Annotated in this window: 17 protein-coding genes and 1 pseudogene; 3 read left to right on the top strand and 15 right to left on the bottom strand. The window is 70.5% G+C overall.

What is annotated here, in order from left to right:
- The first annotated feature begins 76 nt into the window (after positions 1-76).
- Positions 77-874, top strand: a complete 798-nt coding sequence (locus tag OHS17_RS28250) for an SAM-dependent methyltransferase (RefSeq protein WP_330314413.1) — start codon at positions 77-79, stop codon at positions 872-874.
- Positions 875-887: 13 nt separating this feature from the next.
- On the opposite strand, the gene OHS17_RS28245 is transcribed toward OHS17_RS28250, so the two are convergent.
- From OHS17_RS28245 to OHS17_RS28225, 5 genes are read right to left on the bottom strand one after another with little or no spacing between them, the layout of a single operon-like run.
- Positions 888-1418, bottom strand: a complete 531-nt coding sequence (locus tag OHS17_RS28245; protein WP_330314412.1) for a hypothetical protein — start codon at positions 1416-1418, stop codon at positions 888-890.
- Positions 1415-2836, bottom strand: coding sequence for a sensor histidine kinase (locus OHS17_RS28240; RefSeq protein ID WP_330314411.1), 1422 nt, complete (start codon positions 2834-2836; stop codon positions 1415-1417). Before OHS17_RS28240 ends, OHS17_RS28245 begins: the two co-directional genes overlap by 4 nt.
- Complete coding sequence (locus OHS17_RS28235; protein ID WP_330314410.1) at positions 2833-3516, bottom strand: response regulator transcription factor; 684 nt, start codon at positions 3514-3516, stop codon at positions 2833-2835. Before OHS17_RS28235 ends, OHS17_RS28240 begins: the two co-directional genes overlap by 4 nt.
- 59 nt (positions 3517-3575) lie before the next feature.
- A complete protein-coding gene (gene murJ / locus OHS17_RS28230) occupies positions 3576-5270 on the bottom strand; it encodes a murein biosynthesis integral membrane protein MurJ (protein ID WP_330314409.1) in 1695 nt (564 codons plus the stop codon).
- Positions 5267-6430 carry a lipid II:glycine glycyltransferase FemX gene (locus OHS17_RS28225; RefSeq protein ID WP_330314408.1) on the bottom strand — a complete coding sequence of 388 codons (1164 nt, stop codon included), beginning with the start codon at positions 6428-6430 and terminating at the stop codon, positions 5267-5269. Before OHS17_RS28225 ends, murJ begins: the two co-directional genes overlap by 4 nt.
- Positions 6431-6656: 226 nt before the next feature.
- Here OHS17_RS28225 and OHS17_RS28220 point away from each other — a divergent pair, with 226 nt between their 5' ends.
- A complete protein-coding gene (locus tag OHS17_RS28220; protein ID WP_330314407.1) occupies positions 6657-7874 on the top strand; it encodes a L,D-transpeptidase in 1218 nt (405 codons plus the stop codon).
- Between the two features lie 86 nt (positions 7875-7960).
- On the opposite strand, the gene OHS17_RS28215 is transcribed toward OHS17_RS28220, so the two are convergent.
- From OHS17_RS28215 to OHS17_RS28170, 10 genes and pseudogenes are all read right to left on the bottom strand, one after another.
- On the bottom strand, positions 7961-8833 hold the full coding sequence (locus OHS17_RS28215) for an amino acid ABC transporter permease (RefSeq protein WP_328903419.1): 873 nt from the start codon (positions 8831-8833) through the stop codon (positions 7961-7963).
- Positions 8830-9474: an amino acid ABC transporter permease gene (locus OHS17_RS28210; RefSeq protein WP_018100426.1), complete on the bottom strand. Its 645-nt coding sequence runs from the start codon at positions 9472-9474 to the stop codon at positions 8830-8832. The genes OHS17_RS28215 and OHS17_RS28210 overlap by 4 nt, the downstream gene beginning before the upstream one ends.
- A gap of 17 nt (positions 9475-9491) precedes the next feature.
- Positions 9492-10385 carry a glutamate ABC transporter substrate-binding protein gene (locus OHS17_RS28205; RefSeq protein WP_330314406.1) on the bottom strand — a complete coding sequence of 298 codons (894 nt, stop codon included), beginning with the start codon at positions 10383-10385 and terminating at the stop codon, positions 9492-9494.
- 32 nt (positions 10386-10417) lie between these two features.
- Entirely contained in the window at positions 10418-11161 is a 744-nt protein-coding gene (locus tag OHS17_RS28200; protein WP_164631497.1) for an amino acid ABC transporter ATP-binding protein, read from the bottom strand.
- A 137-nt stretch (positions 11162-11298) separates the two neighbouring features.
- Positions 11299-11739, bottom strand: a complete 441-nt coding sequence (locus OHS17_RS28195; RefSeq protein WP_330314405.1) for a DUF6278 family protein — start codon at positions 11737-11739, stop codon at positions 11299-11301.
- Positions 11740-11856: 117 nt separating this feature from the next.
- Complete coding sequence (locus OHS17_RS28190) at positions 11857-12636, bottom strand: exodeoxyribonuclease III (RefSeq protein WP_330314404.1); 780 nt, start codon at positions 12634-12636, stop codon at positions 11857-11859.
- Between the two features lie 48 nt (positions 12637-12684).
- Positions 12685-13344: an MBL fold metallo-hydrolase gene (locus OHS17_RS28185; protein ID WP_330314403.1), complete on the bottom strand. Its 660-nt coding sequence runs from the start codon at positions 13342-13344 to the stop codon at positions 12685-12687.
- Positions 13345-13356: 12 nt separating this feature from the next.
- Positions 13357-14634, bottom strand: a complete 1278-nt coding sequence (gene pcaDC, locus OHS17_RS28180) for a bifunctional 3-oxoadipate enol-lactonase/4-carboxymuconolactone decarboxylase PcaDC (protein WP_330314402.1) — start codon at positions 14632-14634, stop codon at positions 13357-13359.
- Positions 14635-14666: 32 nt separating this feature from the next.
- The gene (locus OHS17_RS28175) at positions 14667-15773 is read right to left on the bottom strand and encodes an IS110 family transposase (RefSeq protein WP_330314401.1); all 1107 of its coding nucleotides are present in this window, start codon (positions 15771-15773) and stop codon (positions 14667-14669) included.
- 381 nt (positions 15774-16154) lie between these two features.
- Positions 16155-16472, bottom strand: a pseudogene (locus OHS17_RS28170) (transposase); the annotation flags it as partial.
- A 240-nt stretch (positions 16473-16712) separates the two neighbouring features.
- Here OHS17_RS28170 and OHS17_RS28165 point away from each other — a divergent pair.
- Positions 16713-17495, top strand: coding sequence for a transposase family protein (locus OHS17_RS28165; RefSeq protein WP_330314400.1), 783 nt, complete (start codon positions 16713-16715; stop codon positions 17493-17495).
- Positions 17496-17927: the final 432 nt, after the last annotated feature.

Genomic DNA, 17927 nt, shown 5'->3' with positions numbered 1-17927 from the left:
GTCGGACGCAAAGGCAGGATCGCCGCATCGGCAGACTCTGGAATCCGACCGCAGCGGCCGCCGAGAGGAGCGCCACTTGAGGCAGCACGGCTTACCCGCCCCGGTGATCGACACCGGTCGGCCTCATTCCGCAAGGATCTACGACTACCTGCTCGGCGGCAAGGACAACTACCGGGTGGACCAGCAGGCCGGCGAGGAGCTCGTGGCCGCCGCGGCCCAGGAGCGGGCCGGTGCCCGGGCCAACCGCGCCTTCCTGGAACGCGCCGTCCGCCATGTCGTCGGCGCGGGCCTGCGGCAGGTCCTCGACATCGGCACCGGGCTGCCCCACTCCCCCAACGTGCACGAGGTCGCCCTCGAAGCGGCACCCGACGTGCGCGTCGCGTACGTCGACAACGACCCGATCGTCACCGCACACGCGGACGCCCTGCTGCGCAGCTCCCACCTGGTCGGCGTCGCCCTCGCCGATCTCCGCGACCCGCAGGCCGTCGTGGACCATCCGCATGTCCGCGAGGTCATCGACTTCGGCCGGCCCGTCGCCCTGGTCCTCACCTCGGTGCTGCACTTCCTCACCGACGCGCAGGAGCCCCAGCGGGTCGTCGCCACCCTGCGCGACGCGCTCCCGGCCGGCAGCTGCCTGGTGCTCTCGCACGCCACCGACGACTTCGCCGACTGCCGGGCGGCACAAGCCGTCTACGCCCACGCGACCACGCCCCTCACCCCACGCTCCCACCAGGAGATCGAGAAGTTCTTCGACGGCTTCGAGCTCCTGACGCCGGGCCTGGTCCCCGTCCCGTCCTGGCGGTCGGACGCACCCGTGGCAGCGGTGCCGGCCACGATCGGCGTCTACGGGGCGGTCGCCCGCAAGACCGGCTGAGCGGCGGGAACGGTCAGACCGAGCAGTGCGTCGGACCGATGGCACCGTCGGTGCCCGTCACCGTGACCACTTCCGTACGGTCGGCGGTACGGGCGGTTGCCGCGGTGCAGACCAGCTGCTGGCGGGCGGCCTCCGAGAGGCCGATGACCGGGATGTCGATGGTGGCCTTCACGCCGTCGGCACTCAGCTCGACGGCTGCCTTCATCCGGCCGGAGGGCAGCTCCGAGCGCAGTCCGGCGTCGCGCTCCGCGCGGGTGGGCCCCTCGAAGAGCAGGTACAGCGCGGCGGACACCCCGCCGAGCCGGTTGTCCGCCGAGATCCCACCGCCGACGCCCTCCGGGGGGCTGATGCTCCGGACGACCGGCATCAACCGGGACGCCGATGACGAGGAAACGAAGTACACCAGGGCGCCGTGCTCGCCCGCCGGGGCCACCTCCACGGTCGCCGGTTCACCCGCCTCCACGACGTCCGTCGCGCGGATCCCGCACCCGGTGGCGAGCAGCAGCACGGGCAGCAGCGCGCCGAGCACGCGCCGGCCCCTCACCGCTTCCCCATCGGCAGCTCCACGGTGAACACCGCACCGCCCCCGGGCCGGTTCGCCGCGCCGACCGTCCCTCCGTGCAGCCGTACGTTCTCCTGGGCGATGGCGAGACCGAGACCGCTGCCCGCCGACCGGGTCCGGGCCGCGTCGGCCTTGTAGAACCGGTCAAAAATGTGCGGGAGCACCGCCGCGTCGATGCCCGGCCCGCTGTCCTCCACCTCCAGGACGAGCCGGTCGCCTCCGCGCACCCGTACGGTGACGGGCTCCGCGCCGTGCCGCAGAGCGTTGCCGACCAGGTTGGCGACGACCACGTCGAAGCGGCGCGGATCGAGCACCGCCCGGACACCGTCGGGGAGTTCGGTGGTGACCCGGCCCTCCCAGCGGCGGCCCTGCAGGGTCTTGCGGACGGTCTCGGCGACGTCGACCTCGTCCAGGTGCAGCTCGGCCGCGCGGGCGTCGAAGCGGGATATCTCCATCAGGTCCTCGACCAGGGTGGCCAGTTTGCCGGTCTCCGTGCTGATCAGGCGGACGGCGGCGGCGGTGTCGGGGCGGAGTTCACCGGCGTCCTCGTCCAGGACCTCGGTGACGGCGAGCATACCGGCGAGCGGGGTGCGCAGTTCGTGGGAGACGTCCGAGGCGAAGCGCCTGGCCCGCTCCTCGGCCCGGCGCAACTCCTCGACGGACTCCTGGAGCTTGGTGGACGACTCGTTGAACGTCCAGGCGAGGTCGGCGAGTTCGTCGGAGCCGCGCACCGTGATCCGGGTGTCGAGCTCGCCCCTGCCGATGCCCGCAGCCGCCCGACGCAGGTCGCGGACCGGGCGCAGGACGCTGCGGGAGGCGAGCAGGGCAGGCACCAGGGCGACGAGCAGGGCGGGCAGGGCGCCGTCGCGGGCGGCGGTGACCATGGCGGCCACGTTGGCCTCCTCGGTGGACAGCGGCATCACGGCGTAGAGGACGAGGCCGGTGGGCTGGGTGCCGTCGCCCCGGTCGAAGAGGGCGGGCATGCCGACGGTCAGCCATGGCCTGCCGTCCTTGACGACGCGCTGGAAGGAGCCGTGGGTGTTGTCACGGGTGGCGGTACGCAGGTCGGCGGTGATCACCCCGGAGGAGGATCGGTCCGACGAGGAGGCCCGCAGCTTCCCGTACTCGGCGAACACGGTCCAGCCGCGCCCGCCGCCCGCCCGGGCCAGCTCCAGGCAGACGTGGCGCAGCTGCTCGCCGTCGATGGGCAGGCTGACGGCCTGGTCGCCGACCCGGTCGCGGAACTGGTCGACGGCGGAGTCCTGCGCCTGCTGGAGGATCGCGGAGCGGGCCTCGCGGTAGGTGAGCGCGGCGGTGGTGGCGGCGCTGACGGCCGCGACGAAGAGGAACGCCGCGATCAGCCGGGTGCGGAGGCCGAGGCGGGCAGCGAACAGTTTCACGTAAGGGGCCCGAAGCGGTAGCCGAAGCCTCGGACGGTCTGTATGTAACGCGGGGTGCCCGGGACGTCCTCGATCTTCTGGCGGAGGCGGCGGACGCAGGCGTCGACCAGGCGGGCGTCGCCGTGGTAGCTGTGCTCCCACACGTGTTCCAGGAGCTGCTGGCGGCTGAAGACCTGTTCGGGCGAGGCCGAGAGGTGGAGCAGCAGCTTCAGTTCGGAGGGGGCGAGGAGCAGTCGCTCGCCGCTCTTGGCGACGGCGAGGCCCGCGCGGTCCACGGCCAGCTCACCGTGCGCCTCGATGCCGCCGCGCCCGGCCGGGACGGCGAGGCGGCGCAGCACGGCCCGGATACGGGCCTCGATGACCTCGGTACGGGCGGGCTTGACGATGTAGTCGTCGGCGCCGGCCTCCAGGCCCACGACGACGTCGAAGTCGTCGCCGCGCGCGGTCAGCATGATCACGGGGAGCTGGCTGGTCTCACGGATGCGGCGGCAGACCTGGACGCCGTTCATGCCGGGCAGCATCAGGTCGAGGAGGACCAGGTCCGGCCGGAAGTCGCCGAGCGCGGCGAGCCCGGCCTCGCCGGTGCCGACGGCCCGCAGCTCGTGGCCGCGCCTGCGCAGGCCCAGCTCGACCCCTTCGCGTACGGAGGGGTCGTCTTCTATGAGGAGCACGCGAGGCATGACGTCAGTATCCCAGCGATCAAGGAATGGATTCGAACAGAAGAGCGACGCGGGCCGGTTCAGCCGCGCCGCAGCCGGCCCCGGGCGGCGTTCAGCGCGGCGCTCACCTCGGTGAGCCGCAGCGGCCGGGCCAGCCCCGCCACGACCAGCGCGAGCACAACGGCCCCGGCGCCCAGCGCGGCGAAGTCCCCGAGGCCCGAACCCTCCGTGTCGACGGCGCGGGCCGACCCGTAGGCCAGCGCACCGGCCGGCACGCACGCGGCCATCAGCCGCACATGCGCCCACATCCCTGGCGAGCGGCCGAGCCGGGGGCGCGGGGCGCCGCGCGGGGAGAGCCTGCGGTGCAGCACGTACGCGGTGACGGCGAAGCCGGTGAGCAGAGCGACGGAGTACGCGCCCGCCATGCCGGTCACCGCCCAGCGCGCGGGCAGCGTCAGATAGGCGGCGACCGAGAGCCCGGCGTTGAGGGCCGCGATGACCAGGTTCAGCAGGAACGGGGTGCGGGTGTCGCTCATCGCGTAGAACCCGCGCGAGAGCACGTACTGCCCGGAGAAGGCGATGAGCCCGGGGGCGAACGCGGCCATCATGCCCGCCATCACCGTGATGTCCGCCGGACCGGTGCGCCCGTAGCCGAAGACCGAGCCCATCACCCAGGGCGCGAGCGCCAGCAGCAGCGCGGCGGCCGGGACCACCACGGCGGCGGAGGTGCGCAGCGCGTACGAGAGGTCGCGCCGCACCCCGGCGAGGTCGCCCCCGGCCGCCGCCCGGCTCATGCGCGGCATCAGCGCGGTGACGAGGCTGACGGTCACGATGCCCTGCGGGACGACCCAGAGCTGATAGGCGTAGCTGTACGCGGTGTAGCCGGCGCCGCCCGCGACGTCCTGCTCCGTCGCGTGCTGGCCGCTCGCGGTGGCGAGGCGGGTGATCACCCAGTACGCGGCCTGGTTGGTGAGGACGAGCATGACGAGCCAGCCGGCGGCGCGCAGCGGCCGGGTCAGTCCGCTGCCGCGCCAGTCGAACCGGGGCCGCCAGCGGAACTTCGCGGCGCGCAGCGAGGGCACCAGGGCGAGGCTCTGCACGGCGATGCCCGCCGTGGTGCCCCAGCCCAGCCACTGCGCCTGCGCGGGGGTGAGGGTGCCGTCGGAGCCCGCCGCCGTCCAGAGGTAGAGCCCGAACACGGCGATGATCACGAGGTTGTTGAGGACCGGCGTCCACATCATCGCGCCGAACCGGTCGCGGGCGTTGAGAACTTGGCCGAGGAGCGTGAACAGGCCGTAGAAGAGGATCTGCGGCAGGCAGTAGCGGGCCAGGGCGATGGTGAGTTCGGCCTGGTCGCCGTCGTAGGTGGGGGCGTACACCTGGATGATCAGCGGTGCGCCGAGGACGGCGAGGGCGGTGAGGGCGAGCAGGCCCACGGTGCACAGGGTGAGCAGGCGGTCGGTGTACGCGGCCCCGCCGTCGCCGTGCTCCTTGGCGGCGCGGACGAGTTCGGGGACGAAGACCGCGTTGAGGGCGCCGCCGATGAGCAGCATGTAGAGGATGTTGGGCACGGTGTTGGCGACCGTGTAGCCGTCGGCCCGCAGTCCGGTGCCGAGCGCGGCGACGACGACCGCCGAGCGTATGAACCCCGTGGCCCGCGAGACGAGGGACCCGGCGGCCATCACGGCGCCGCTGCGCAGCACCGAGCCGGAGCCGCGCGCGCCGTTCTCCTCCTCGGGGGCGGCCGCCTCCGGGGCGGCGCCGGTGGCCGTCACCGGCGTGCCAGGTACGCCTGGAACGCCCGGTACAACGTGTTGTTGGCGGCTCCGCCCACCGATGTCTCCCACTCTCCGAGGGTCTCCACGACCTCCCCGCCGGTGCCCAGCTTCCAGCGCAGCAGCCCGAAGGGCCGGTCGTGGGGATCGAGGGTGGAGGATACCCCGCGCATGTCGTACACCTCGGCGCCGCCCGCGAGGGCGTCGCACATCATCTGCCACTGCAGGGCGTTGCTGGGGCGGACCTCGCGGCGGTGGTCGGCGGAGGCTCCCGTCTGGTACCAGACCCGGCGGCCGGTGCTGATCATGGTGTGGGCGGCCAGGATCTCCCCGTCGTGCACGGCGAGGCAGAGCTTCATCCGGCCGGGCCGCTCGGCGTTGAGCACCGCGTACTGGCGCTGGTAGTAGCCGAGCGAGCGGCCGAGCCGGAAGCCGTCGCGCTCCTCGGTGATCCTCAGCAGCCGGTGGAACTCGGGCAGTTCGGCGGCGCTCCCGGTCACGATGCGCACCCCGGCCTTCTGCGCGCGGCGGACGTTGCGGCGCCACTCCTGGTTGAGCCCGGACCACAGGTCCTCGGTGGTGCGCCCGGCGAGCGGCACCCGGAAGACGTACCGGGGCTGGGCGTCCGCGTCGTCGCCGTCCCCGCCGCAGCGCCGCCAGCCGCGCGCCCGCAGCCGGTCGGCCACGGCGGCACCGAGCGGGTCGACCTCGCTCGCCAGGACGTCGCCGACGGTGCGGCCGGGGCCGGTGGCGGCCTTGAGGCGGGCGCCGGTCCAGCGGCGGTAGGCAGGGCTGGGGCCGATGCGTACGGCGAACGCCCCGGCGGCGCGCAGGTGCGCGAGCAGGGGGCGCAGCCAGCGGTCCATTCCGGGATCGGCCCAGTCGGCGGCCGGGCCCTCCGGAAGATAGGCGAAGTATTTCCGGGTGCCAGGGAATTGCCGGTAGAGGACGAGTGCGCTGCCGTTGAGGGTGCCGTCTTCGTCGTGCCAGCCGAGGCTTTCCGAGGACCAGCCCTCTTTCACCCCGGCCCAGGAGGGGTGCTGCAGGAAGCTGGCGTCGGCCCGCGTGGCCAGGTGGGCCCGGTGCGCGTCGGGCGTGAGGCCGTGGACGCGCAGGTCCCGTTCCCTGCTGCGGTCTCCGGTCGCGAGCAGCGCTGACATGTCGGTGGCCCTCCCCCTCGTGGGCCCCGCGGTCTGCTCTGCGGGGCTGCACAGGATGCTCACAGCGGTCCGTGACGGGTCCGCGCGCCGAATGTGACCGGACCATGACCGTTGCGCTGCGCTTCCCGTCACACAGGGAATTCCAGCTTTTCCGCGGATTTACGGAACTTAGGCTCCGGTGCGTTCCTCTTCACCGATGACCGAGTACCGCCCTGGAGGTTTTCCGTTGATTCCCGCATTCCTGATACCGGCGCGCCCGCAGCGCCCCGCCCGGCTCGCGCTGATCGCCGGCTGCGCGGTGCTCGGCGTGACCCTCACGGCCTGTTCCGGCGGCGCCGCCGCGTCGGACCGCGAGGCCGGCAAGAACGGCGACGCGGCTCCCTCGAAGGCGGCGCGGGCCTCCATCTCGGTCAATCTTCACGGCACCGCGGCCGCCGCGGGGAAGCCGGTGACGGTGACCCTGGCGGCCGGAAAGCTGAATGAGGTGACCGTCTCGGCCGGGAAGGACGGCACACTCAGCGGCCGGATATCCGCCGACGGGCGGACCTGGACGTCCGACCGGGCGGCGGCGCCCGGCACCGCGTACCGGGTGGAGGCGCGCGACACCTCGGGCGGCAGCGACACGGCCTCGTTCACGACGCGGGCGGCGGACAAGGTGAACAAGCTGACGCTGGCGCCGGGCAAGAACACGACGGTGGGCATCGCCCAGCCGCTGTCGATCGTGTTCGACAACCCGGTCAAGGACAAGGCGGCCGTCGAGAAGGCCCTCAAGGTGTCGACCTCGAACCACACCGAGGGCTCCTGGGGCTGGCTGCGCGACTACTCGGGCCGCGACCGCGTCGACTGGCGCCCCAAGGAGTACTGGAAGTCCGGGACGCGCATCACGCTGGACGCCGAGCTGAACGGCGTCGACTCGGGCCAGGGCGGCGGCTTCTTCGTACGGGACTACGCGACGACGTTCACGGTGGGCGCGAGCCAGGTGGTGAAGGTGGACCTGGACCGGCACCGGCTGGCGCTGCAGCGGGACGGCCGGACGGTCATGGACGTGCCCGTGTCCGGCGGCACTCCGGGCGGCGACAAGCGCTCGTGGCGGGGGACGGCCGTGCTGATGGCGAAGGAGGGCACGATCAACATGCGCTCCGAGACCGTGGGCCTGGGCCACACGTACGACAAGATGGTCGACTACTCGATGCGGCTGACCTGGTCGGGCATGTACGCCCACGCGGCGCCCTGGAACGCGGCGTACTTCGGGGTGGCGAACCACAGTTCGGGGTGTGTCGGGATGAGCGACGCGAACGCCGCCGCCCTCTACCGGCAGGCTCACGTCGGCGACCCGTTCGAGATCACGGGTGCGGAGACGAAGGGCACGGTCGCGGAGGGCAACGGCTACGGGGCGTGGAACGTCTCGTGGAACGAGTGGCAGACGAGGAGCGCCCTCGGCTGACCGGTCCGCCGGCGCGCAGCTGACCTTCTTCCCGCGTGCGAGAAGTGATCACCGGCTGCTGCCGGGCGGACCCCGCTCCCGTCCGTCTACCGCCCTCCCGGCATCAGTGTGCCGGGCTGTGCCGGTCCGACGCCCACCGCCTCCGTCTTCGGATTGCGCCGTTGCCGCCTCGCCACCCAGGTGGCGAACCAGGAGAGCAGCATGCACATCCCGATGTAGATCGGCGAGATCACCATCACCACGGGGATGAAAGGCAGATCGTAGTCCAAATTGGAGGCGATGAGCTTGCCCGCGTGGAGGAATTCCTCGTACGTGATGAGGTAGCCGAGCGAGGTGTCCTTCAGGGCCACCACCAGCTGGCTGATGATGGTGGGCAGCATCGCGCGGATCGCCTGCGGGGCCAGGACGAAGGTGGTGACCTGCGTCTTCCGCATGCCCAGCGCGTACGCCGCCTCGCGCTGGCCGCGCTCCACGGAGTTGATGCCGGTACGGAACACCTCGGCGAGCACCGAGCCGTTGTAGAGCGTCAGTCCGGCGACCAGCGCGGGCAGCGGCTGCACCTTCAGCGCCACGAAGATGAAGAAGATCATCACCAGGACGGGCATGGCGCGGAAGAACTCGACGAGGATCGTCGCCACCCAGCGCACCGGGCGGTGTTCGGAGAGCCGCCCGACCGCGAGGACGGCGCCGAGGGCCAGCGAGAGGACGGCGGCGTACGCGAACGCCTTGAGGGTGTTGCCGAGTCCGCGCAGCAGGAGTTCCTGGATGCCCTTGTACTCGAAGGGCGTCCACTTGGCGGCGGTGAACTGGTCGGTGTCGAAGAGGAGATAGATCACCCAGCCGATCAGCGCGAGGATGAGGACCGTCGACACGATCCCGTAGAGGCGGTGCCGTTTGCGGGTGTGCGGCCCCGGGATGTCGTACAGGGCGTTGGCGGTGGGTGCGGTGTGGGCGGTCATCGGGCGACTCCCCAGCGCTTTTCCATGACGTGGAAGAGCGCGCTGATGGCGAGGGTGATGATCAGGTACCCCACGGCGATCCACACGAAGGTCCAGATGATGCTGTACCCCAGCTCGTTGAGGGTCTTGTAGGTACCGAGGAGTTCGGTGACGCTGAACGCCCCGGCGATCGCCGAGTTCTTCGCGAGCGCGATGAGCGTCGAGCCGATTGGCGGGATCACCGAGCGGAACGCCTGCGGCAGCACGATGGAGCCGAGGCTCTGCCCGAAGGTCATCCCGAGGCTCCGGGCCGCCTCGCCCTGTCCGGTGGGCACGGTGTTGATGCCGGAGCGCAGCACCTCGCAGATGAACGCGGAGGTGTAGCACCCCAGCGCGAGGATCGCGAACACGTTGAACGGCAGGACGAGCCCGAAGCGCGGCAGGCCGAGGAGCACGGCGAAGAAGAGCAGGGTCAGCGGGGTGTTGCGCAGGACCGTCACCCATACCGTGCCGAACACCCGGAGCGAGCCGACCGGCGCCACCCGGAACGAGGCCATGACGAAGCCGAGGACCAGCGCAAGGATCGAGGCGTAGACGGTGAGTTCGAGCGTGCCGAGGAAGCCCTTGCCGTAGAGCGAGAAGTTGTCGGTGAGTACGTCCATGGGGGTGGGCCGTCCTCTCAGTTCGCCGGGTAGCGGTCGATGGGCGGCGGCTTGGGCGCGGGGGCGCCGGACAGTCCGAGCGTCGCGTCGAACGCCTTCTTCCAGTTGCCGTTCTTCTCATTGGCCTCCAGCGCGTCGTTGAGCGCGAAGCGCAGGGCGTTGTCGCTGCGCGGGACCCCGATGCCGTACGGCTCCTCGGAGAAGGGTTTGCCGACGACCTTCATCTCGTCGGGCGCCTTGGCGGCGAAGCCGAGCAGGATCGCGTCGTCGGTGGTGACGACGTCCACCTGGAACGTCAGCAGGTTGTCGACGCAGATCGAGTAGGTGTCGTACGAGACGAGCTTCGCCTTCGGGTAGTCGGCCGCGATCCGCTGGTACGGGGTCGAGCCCGCGGCGGAGCAGACCGTCTTGCCCGCCAGGTCCTGGGGGCCGTGGATGTCGTCCTCGTCGGTGCGCACCAGGAGCCCCTGGCCCGCCATGTAGTAGGGCCCGGCGAAGCCGACGAACTTCTTGCGCATGTCGTTGATGGTGTAGGTGCCGACGTAGTAGTCGATCTGCCCGTTCTGCAGGGCGGTCTCGCGGTTGGCGGAGGCGATCGTCTTGAAGCGGATCGTCTTCGGGTCGAAGCCCAGCGAGGCGGACATCATGCGGGCGATCTCGATGTCGAAGCCGGAGTAGACGCCGGTGGCCGGGTCCTTCTCGCCCAGGTAGGGCTGGTCCTCCTTGGCGCCCACCCGGAGGTAGCCGCGCTTCTTCGCGCTCCGCCAGGTCCGCGATTCGGGCAGCTCGAAGCCCTTGTCGACCTGGTAGACGGGCAGTTGGTCGGCCTTCGGGCCCTTGACCGGCGGGCTGCCCTCCTTGCCGCAGGCCGCGGCGAAGAGGGCGAGCAGGAGGCCGGCACAGGCGGCCATCAGTTTCCTCGTACGCAACTCAGGGCCTCCCGTCAGTGCTTGAGGATCTTGGACAGGAAGTCCTTGGCCCGGTCGCTCTCCGGGGAGGTGAAGAAGTCCTCCGGGGTGCGGTCCTCCACGACGCAGCCGTCGGCCATGAAGACGACCCGGTTGGCGGCGGAGCGGGCGAAGCCCATCTCATGGGTGACGACGACCATGGTCATGCCCTCGCGGGCGAGCTGCTGCATGACCTCCAGGACCTCGTTGATCATCTCCGGGTCGAGCGCCGAGGTCGGCTCGTCGAACAGGAGCGCCTTGGGGTCCATGGCGAGGGCGCGGGCGATGGCGACGCGCTGCTGCTGCCCGCCGGAGAGCTGGGCGGGGAACTTGTCGGCGTGCGCGCCGAGCCCCACCCGGTCCAGGAGTTCGCGGGAGCGCTGGTCCGCCTCGTCCTTCTTCCGCTTGCGCACCTTGACCTGGGCCAGGGAGACGTTGGCGAGGACGGTCTTGTGCGCGAAGAGGTTGAACGACTGGAAGACCATGCCGACTTCGGCCCTCAGCTGGGCCAGCCCCCGGCCCTCCTCGGGGAGGGGATTGCCGTCGATGGCGATGTGGCCCGACTCGATGGTCTCCAGCCGGTTGATCGTCCGGCAGAGCGTCGACTTCCCGGAGCCGGACGGGCCGATGACCACCACCACCTCCCCGCGGCCGACGGTGAGATTGATGTCCTGCAGTACGTGCAACTTTCCGTAGTACTTGTTGACGTCTCGCAGCTCGATCAACGGATCGACGGCCATACGCTGCCCTACCCACTTGTCGCTCGGTCGAGGTCAGCGCAAACTAACCAGCCCGGCAAGGGACTTCCCGACCGACACGCACCAATGGGGCAAAAGGATTCTTATCGCTTCGCCCGGTCCGCCGCGCGGAGAGAGGGTCAGCCCTCGGCGGACTCCGCGTACACCTGGGACAGTTCGGGGCTGCCGGACATCGCCCAGTCGAGGCCCGCCTCGACCACGTCGATCTCCCGGCCGGAGGCGAGCCGCACGACGGGCTGACCGCTCGGCCAGATGTGCCAGTGCGCCCCGTCGACATTGCGCACCAGGACCGTGCCGAGGTAGAGCCCGGCGTCGTTGCCCAGCCAGGGCAGCTCCTCCGGGTCGTCGCGCCAGCGCGGCACCAGCTGGTCGAGCGCCGTCAACGAGGCGGGGCTGTCGTCCAGTTCGATGCCGCGCTCCCCCACCCGGACCCGGAGCAGCTCGCATTCGGCGAGCAGCTCGGCCACGCCCTCCGGATCGGCGTCGACGACGCCCGCGAGGCCCGTCTTTCGCGTCCCGTCGTAACGCTTACGCCAGTTGTCCAAGAAAGGGATGTTCATACCGCTCAGAATCGCATCCCGGCGCGCCTGCGCACCACAGGGCGCGCGGCCTGTCGTTCGAGTGCCGAACACCAAACGGTCACCGCGCGTTCACGGAACGCGGGCGCCGGGGGACGCTCAGAGGTCCAGGTCGACCACGACCGGGGCGTGGTCGGAGGCGCCCTTGCCCTTGCGCTCCTCGCGGTCCACGTAGCTGTCCTTGACCGCTGCGGTGAAGGGGGCGTTGCCATAGGCGAGGTCGATGCGCATGCCCTTGTTCTTCGGGAAGCGCAGCTCGCGGTAGTCCCAGAAGGTGTACGGGCGGTCGTACTTCAGAGGGCGGGGCATGACGTCGGACAGGCCCTCGGCGCGCAGGGCGGCCAGGGCTTCCCGCTCGGCGGGGGTGACATGCGTGGCCCCCTCGAAGAGGGCCGGGTCCCAGACGTCCTCGTCGGTCGGGGCCACGTTGAAGTCGCCGAGCACGGCGAAGGGGACCGCACCGGCGGCGTCGGCGGCCACGGCCTTGCGCAGCGCCTCCAGCCAGCGCAGCTTGTACGCGTAGTGCTCGTGGGCGACCTCGCGGCCGTTGGGCACGTACACCGACCAGAGGCGCACCGGGCCGCAGGTGGCGCTGATCGCGCGGGGCTCCTGCGCGTCCTCGTAGGCCGGTCCTTCGGGCAGGCCGAGGACGATGTCGGAGAGGCCGGCGCGGGAGATCAGCGCGACCCCGTTCCACCGCCCGTTGGCGTTGACCGCGGACTCGTAGCCCGCCTCGCGGAGCGCGTCGGCGGGGAACTGCTCGGCGGTGCACTTGGTCTCCTGGAGGCACAGCACGTCGGTGCCGCTGCTCTCCAGCCAGGCCAGCAGCCTCGGCAGGCGGGCGGTGATCGAGTTGACGTTCCAGGTGGCGATGCGCATGTACGTAAACCTAACGCCTGCCACTGACAGCCGCCGGGGCGGCGGCCGTCACAGGCCCGTCGAGTCGCCCGGCGCCATGCGGCCGTGGTCGGAGCCGCCCAGCTCGCCGATCTGCCGGTCGTAGATCGGGCGGGCGAGGTCGGCGAGGAGCGCGTCGTGGATGTCGATCGCGCGGCGCGGCTTCACCTCGCGCACGTAGTCGATGACCTCGGAGATCTTGTTCCACGGGGCCATCACGGGGAGCAGGAGCGTGTCGACGGCCCGGCCGGGGACCGTCAGCGCGTCGCCGGGGTGGAAGACCTGTCCGTCGGCCAGGAAGCCGATGTTGGTGACGCGCGGGATGTCCGGGTGGATCACCGCGTGCAGCTCGCCGTGCACCTCGATGTCGAACCCGGCGGCCGAGAAGGTGTCGCCGTGGCCGACCGTGTGGACGCGCCCCGGGAAAGCCGCGCTCAGCCGCTCCGCGACACTGCGCAGGGTCCAGACCCGGGCCTCCGGGTCGGCTTCGAGACCGGCCCGGATCCGCCCCTCGTCGAAGTGGTCGGGGTGCTCGTGCGTCACGAGGATCGCCTCGGCGCCGATCGCCGCGTCGCCCTCCGAGAAGCCGCCCGGGTCGATGACGAGCGTGCGCCCGTCCTTCTCCAGGCGGATGCAGGAGTGCGACTGCTTGGTCAGGGTCGGCGCGGTGTTCCCGGTATGGCTGCTCATATGTCCATCCTGCTACGCGGGCGGCGTCGTTTCCGCCCGAATCACCGACTGCGCGATCGTGAAGGCGGCGCTCGCGGCCGGGACCCCGCAGTACACGGCCGTCTGCATCAGCACCTCCCGGATCTCGGTGGGCGTGAGTCCGTTGCGCAGGGCGGCCCTGGTGTGCGCGGCCAGGCTCTCCATCCGCCCGGAGGCGACGAGCGCGGTGAGCGTGACCGTGGAGCGGGTGCGCCGGTCCAGCCCCTCCCTGCTCCACACCTCGCCCCAGGCGTACCGGGTGACCAGCTCCTGGAAGTCCTCGGTGAAGTCGTCGGTGGCGGCCAGTACCCCGTCCACCTGCGCGTCGCCCAGCACCTCGCGCCGCAGCCGCATGCCCGGCGCGTACGGGTCGGGGCGCCCGCCGGCCGCCGCTTCGGGGGCCGGTCCGGCGGGGGCGATCTCCGCGAGGGGCTGGACGGGGGCGGAGAGCCGGGGCACGGAGTCGGGCATCGGGATGGCCGCCTGGGTGTCCTGCCAGGCGGTGGAGAAGTGGGTCAGCAGGAGATCGGTGACCGCCCCGGGCTGCTCGACGGGCGCCAGGTGCGAGGCCGCGGGCACCAGCGCGAGCCGGGCGTCCGGTATCCCCGCGACCAGGGTGCGCGCGTCGCCCGGCCCGGTCACCCGGTCCTCCGCCCCGACCACGACGAGGGTGGGGACGGGGATGCGGCTCAGTTCCGTACGGACGTCGAAGGCGGCCAGGGCCTCGCAGGCGGCGATGTAGCACCCCGGGTCGGTGGTCCGCACCATCTGGACGGCCCACTCCACGATGGCGGGCTGCGCCGCGGCGAAGGCGGGCGTGAACCAGCGCTCGGGCGCGGTGCGCGCCATGGGCTCCAGGCCGTTCGTACGGACGATGACGCCGCGCTGCCGGAACTCGTCGGCGCTGCCGAACCGGGCGGAGGACGCCACCAGGGCGAGCGCGGCGACCCGGTGCGGGTGCCGCAGCGCCAGGTCCGCGCCGATCGCCCCGCCGATGGAGCACCCCACGTACCCGAAGCGCTGGACCCCGACCCCGTCGAGCGTCGCGAGGAGCCGGTCCCCCAGCTCCGCCACGGCGGTCGCGGGCCGGGCGGGGGCGCCGCCGTGCCCGGGGAGGTCGTACCGGAAGACTCTCCAGTGCCGGACGAGCTCGGGTATCTGGCGGTCCCACATGTGCCATGTAGTACCCAGTGAGGGGCCGATGACCAGGACCGGGGCGTCTTCTGGCCCGTCAAAGCGGTATTGCAGGGTGTTCGGCGGTGTATCACTCACGCCCCGCACCCTCTCACGTCTCACAGACGCCCCTATAACACGGGGGTGCGAGACACCGGTCTGACCAGGTTGAAGACCTCGCGGGCGGCGTATCGCTTGAGGCATCGGATGATCTCACGTCGGGCCTTTCCCTCCTGGGTGCGGCGTTCGTAATACGCCTGGGTTCGTAGGTCGTGGCGTAGTCGGGTGAAGACGATGCGGTGCAGGGCGGCGTTGGCCTGGCGGTCGCCGCCGTGGTTGAGCCGACGCGTTCTTCGCCGGCCGGAGGAGTACTCGATGGGACTGACTCCGCAAAGGGCAGCAAAGGATGCCTCAGTGTTCAGCCGCTCGGGGTTGTCACCCATGGTGATCAGGAGAGTGACGGCGCTGTCCGGGCCGATGCCCACCGGTTCCAGCAGCTGTGGAGCGTGGAGTTCGACGAGCCGGGTCAGGCGTTGGGTCAGCTCGTTGATCTGAGCGGTGAGCTGTTCGATGCGCTCGGCGAGCATGCGTAACGTCATGTGGGTGGCCTGGGTCACCGCCTCCTCGTCTCCCCCACCGTCGGGTGGACCAAGGCGTGCGCAGGTGCGGAACAGCTCGGCGTTGCCGAGGCTGGACATTCGTTCCCGCAGGGCGGGGTCGGCGATGACCAGGACGGCTTTGAGCTGGTTGATCGCCTGGGTGCGGGCCTTGACCGCGGAGTCCTTGGCAAGTTTGTAGATCCGGGCGCTGTGCACGGGTCCGTCGCCCGATTTGGCCTGGGCCCGGGCGCGCCCACTGAGCACGGCTCGCGCGGCGGCCTGGGCATCAAGCGGGTCCGACTTGCCGAGCAGACGGCGGGCCGAGCGGTCGGGCCGGTTCACTTCGAACACCTGGATCTGCTGAGCGAGCAGATATCGGGACAGGCCCGCGCCAAAGGTGCCCGTTCCCTCCACACCCGCCCGGCGTACCGTCCCCCGTTTGCGGGCCCAGACGAGCAGCTGCCGGTAGCCGGCCGCCGTCGCTGGGAAGGACTCGGTGGCCAGGATCTTTCCCAGCGGGGAGATGACGGCCGCGACATGGACTTCGCCGTGCGTGTCCACGCCCAGGAGGACCTCGCGCCGAACCGGCGGATCCGTATCGGAGGAGGAACTGTGCTTTCTACTCGTCCTGCTGGTCATGGTGGTTCACCTTCCGCGTCATAACGTGCTGAGTAGTCGACACTGGCCCGGGCGGTCTGAACTGTGATGGCGCCTGATCATCGGCAAAGCCCCTATGGGGACACGCCCTGTGGCTCGGTGACAGCAAGCACCATCCCGCTACGACAGTCGACAGGCCCGTGACTGGACACTTCGGTCATAAGTCTCATGAGTCAGACCCCGTCCGGGATGGCACTGCACAACCGTCGCATCGATCGGGGTACGACGGCATGACTCGATCACTGGCGGATGACTCCGGCCGAACCGACGCTCAACTTGACCGAACACGCCGACAAAGCGTCGGCTATCGTCCACTTCTGACCGGTACTTCGTGGCCCGCAGCCCTCAGGTCGGCACCGGCTACGGTAGTTCTTCGCCTTTGCGGCTGCGGTGCGAGATGACAAGTCCGGTGCCAGGGTAGCCGCCGTTGGCGATCGTCATGGTTCTGCCGACGGCGGCCTTGGCACCGGATTCCTCCCATGCCTTGGAGTCATTGCGATTCCCGGCGAGCGGCCGGCCGATCATGACGACCAGGCGGGTGTCGGCGTCGATGACGACCTGGTGGTTGGTGGAGTTTCAGTAATTCTTGGACTGCGCGGCGATGGTGTGGTCGCGGGTGGGAACCAAGGTGCCGTCCACGATGAGCACGGCGTCCTTCGCGAACCGCGCGCGCTGCTGGAGCTGGCGGGGCTGGGGGAAACCCCTACCTAACGAGCTCGTGCACGGTAAGCGGTGGGACGTCGAGCGCGGATCGGCGATCATGGCTGCGTGGTGGGGAACGTGACACGCACGGCGATCATCAGCGACCGGAGGATCACCGGCTTATCGGCCGCTGTGATTGCTGAACTCGTGGCCGAAGTGGGCCCGTTGTGGCATGAACGGCACCAGGCCAGGCTTGCGTCCAGGCAGCGGAAGCGTGCCGTGGGCGCTGGTGCGAAGCACCAGATGGTGTTCGTCGACCGGCTCCTGGCCACGCTGGTGCACCTTCGCCATGGGGTTACTCATGATGTGCTGGCCTGCTGGTTCGGCGTGGACCGCTCGACAGTCACCCGGGCTGTCGGTGAGGTGCGGCCTCTGCTCGCCGAGCGAGGGTGCACCGTCAGCCCCGGCGTACGGCTGCGTTCCCTGGCCGAGGTCGTGGAGCATCTCGGCCAGGCCGGGAAGACCGGCATCATCGACGGCACCGAGATCCGGGTCCGCCGCCCGGCCGTCGGCCGCAAGGACCGGGACAAGTTCATCTCCGGCAAGAACAAGCAGAACGCCGTGAAGGCCATGGTCTTCACCGACGGGGACGGGCGACTGCTGTTCTGCAGCCCGACCAGACCCGGAAGCTGCGCGGACATCACCCACGCCCGCAAGTTAGGGCTGGTCAAGCTCCTGGCCGACGGGCCGGCGGTCGAGATCCTCGCCGATGCCGGCTACCAGGGACTCGGAGCACAGACCGGCGGCCGCGTCGTGACGCCCCCGCACCGCAAGTTCAAGAAGAACGCCCCGGACTGGTACGAGGAGATGCACGAGCGCCAGCGCAAAGCTCACTCCTCACGCCGTATCCGGGTCGAGCACGGCATCGCCCACCTGAAGAACTGGCGGGCACTGGCCCGCCACCTCGGCCGCCGCGAGCACATGGACGACACCGTCCAAGCCATCGCCGGCCTACTGTCCCACCAACAGACCGCAGACCGGATCCTGGCTCGGCAGACGTGAGTACCGAGGGCCCCGGCCCATCGACGTCCCACCGCTTACCGTGCACGAGCTCGTTAAGGCCGGCCTCAGTGACGACCTTCACATTACGCACAGTCGCGAATCTCGAGTCCGACGGTCGGGCCATGGAGTGCAACCAGCCATACCCTGGGAGAGCTGAGGTCGCCAGTCGGCCTTGCGCTGGTGGCGATCGCCGCGAAAGATCTGCCGGTTGCAGGTGGGGGCGCAAGGAATTTAGCCTACAACTATGCTTGTTTCGAGCTGAGTTACGGATTCCTGGTGATCGCCTCACGGTCCGGTCTTGATGCGTCGTCGGTCCAGGCATCCATCATCTTTCAGCCAGGGGGACCTCCTTTCGCCGAGAAAGATCAAACCTACTGTGTGTAACCGGAAAGCATGCAGGCGAAGAAACCGAAGGCTGGCTTTCCCTCCAGC

The organism is Streptomyces sp. NBC_00523 (genome assembly GCF_036346615.1).
Classification (GTDB): domain Bacteria; phylum Actinomycetota; class Actinomycetes; order Streptomycetales; family Streptomycetaceae; genus Streptomyces.
The sequence above is the reverse complement of the archived record's forward strand: the minus strand, read 5'-3'. Positions and strand labels throughout refer to the sequence as shown.

Excerpts from the sequence above, each read along its gene's own strand:
- OHS17_RS28205 (WP_330314406.1), bottom strand. The coding sequence starts at position 10,385 with ATGGCCGCCTGTGCCGGCCTCCTGCTCGCCCTCTTCGCCGCGGCCTGC.
- OHS17_RS28200 (WP_164631497.1), bottom strand. The coding sequence starts at position 11,161 with ATGGCCGTCGATCCGTTGATCGAGCTGCGAGACGTCAACAAGTACTAC.
- OHS17_RS28185 (WP_330314403.1), bottom strand. The coding sequence starts at position 13,344 with ATGAGCAGCCATACCGGGAACACCGCGCCGACCCTGACCAAGCAGTCG.
- OHS17_RS28190 (WP_330314404.1), bottom strand. The coding sequence starts at position 12,636 with ATGCGCATCGCCACCTGGAACGTCAACTCGATCACCGCCCGCCTGCCG.
- OHS17_RS28175 (WP_330314401.1), bottom strand. The coding sequence starts at position 15,773 with ATGACCAGCAGGACGAGTAGAAAGCACAGTTCCTCCTCCGATACGGAT.
- OHS17_RS28195 (WP_330314405.1), bottom strand. The coding sequence starts at position 11,739 with ATGAACATCCCTTTCTTGGACAACTGGCGTAAGCGTTACGACGGGACG.
- OHS17_RS28215 (WP_328903419.1), bottom strand. The coding sequence starts at position 8,833 with ATGACCGCCCACACCGCACCCACCGCCAACGCCCTGTACGACATCCCG.
- OHS17_RS28235 (WP_330314410.1), bottom strand. The coding sequence starts at position 3,516 with ATGCCTCGCGTGCTCCTCATAGAAGACGACCCCTCCGTACGCGAAGGG.
- OHS17_RS28210 (WP_018100426.1), bottom strand. The coding sequence starts at position 9,474 with ATGGACGTACTCACCGACAACTTCTCGCTCTACGGCAAGGGCTTCCTC.
- OHS17_RS28225 (WP_330314408.1), bottom strand. The coding sequence starts at position 6,430 with ATGTCAGCGCTGCTCGCGACCGGAGACCGCAGCAGGGAACGGGACCTG.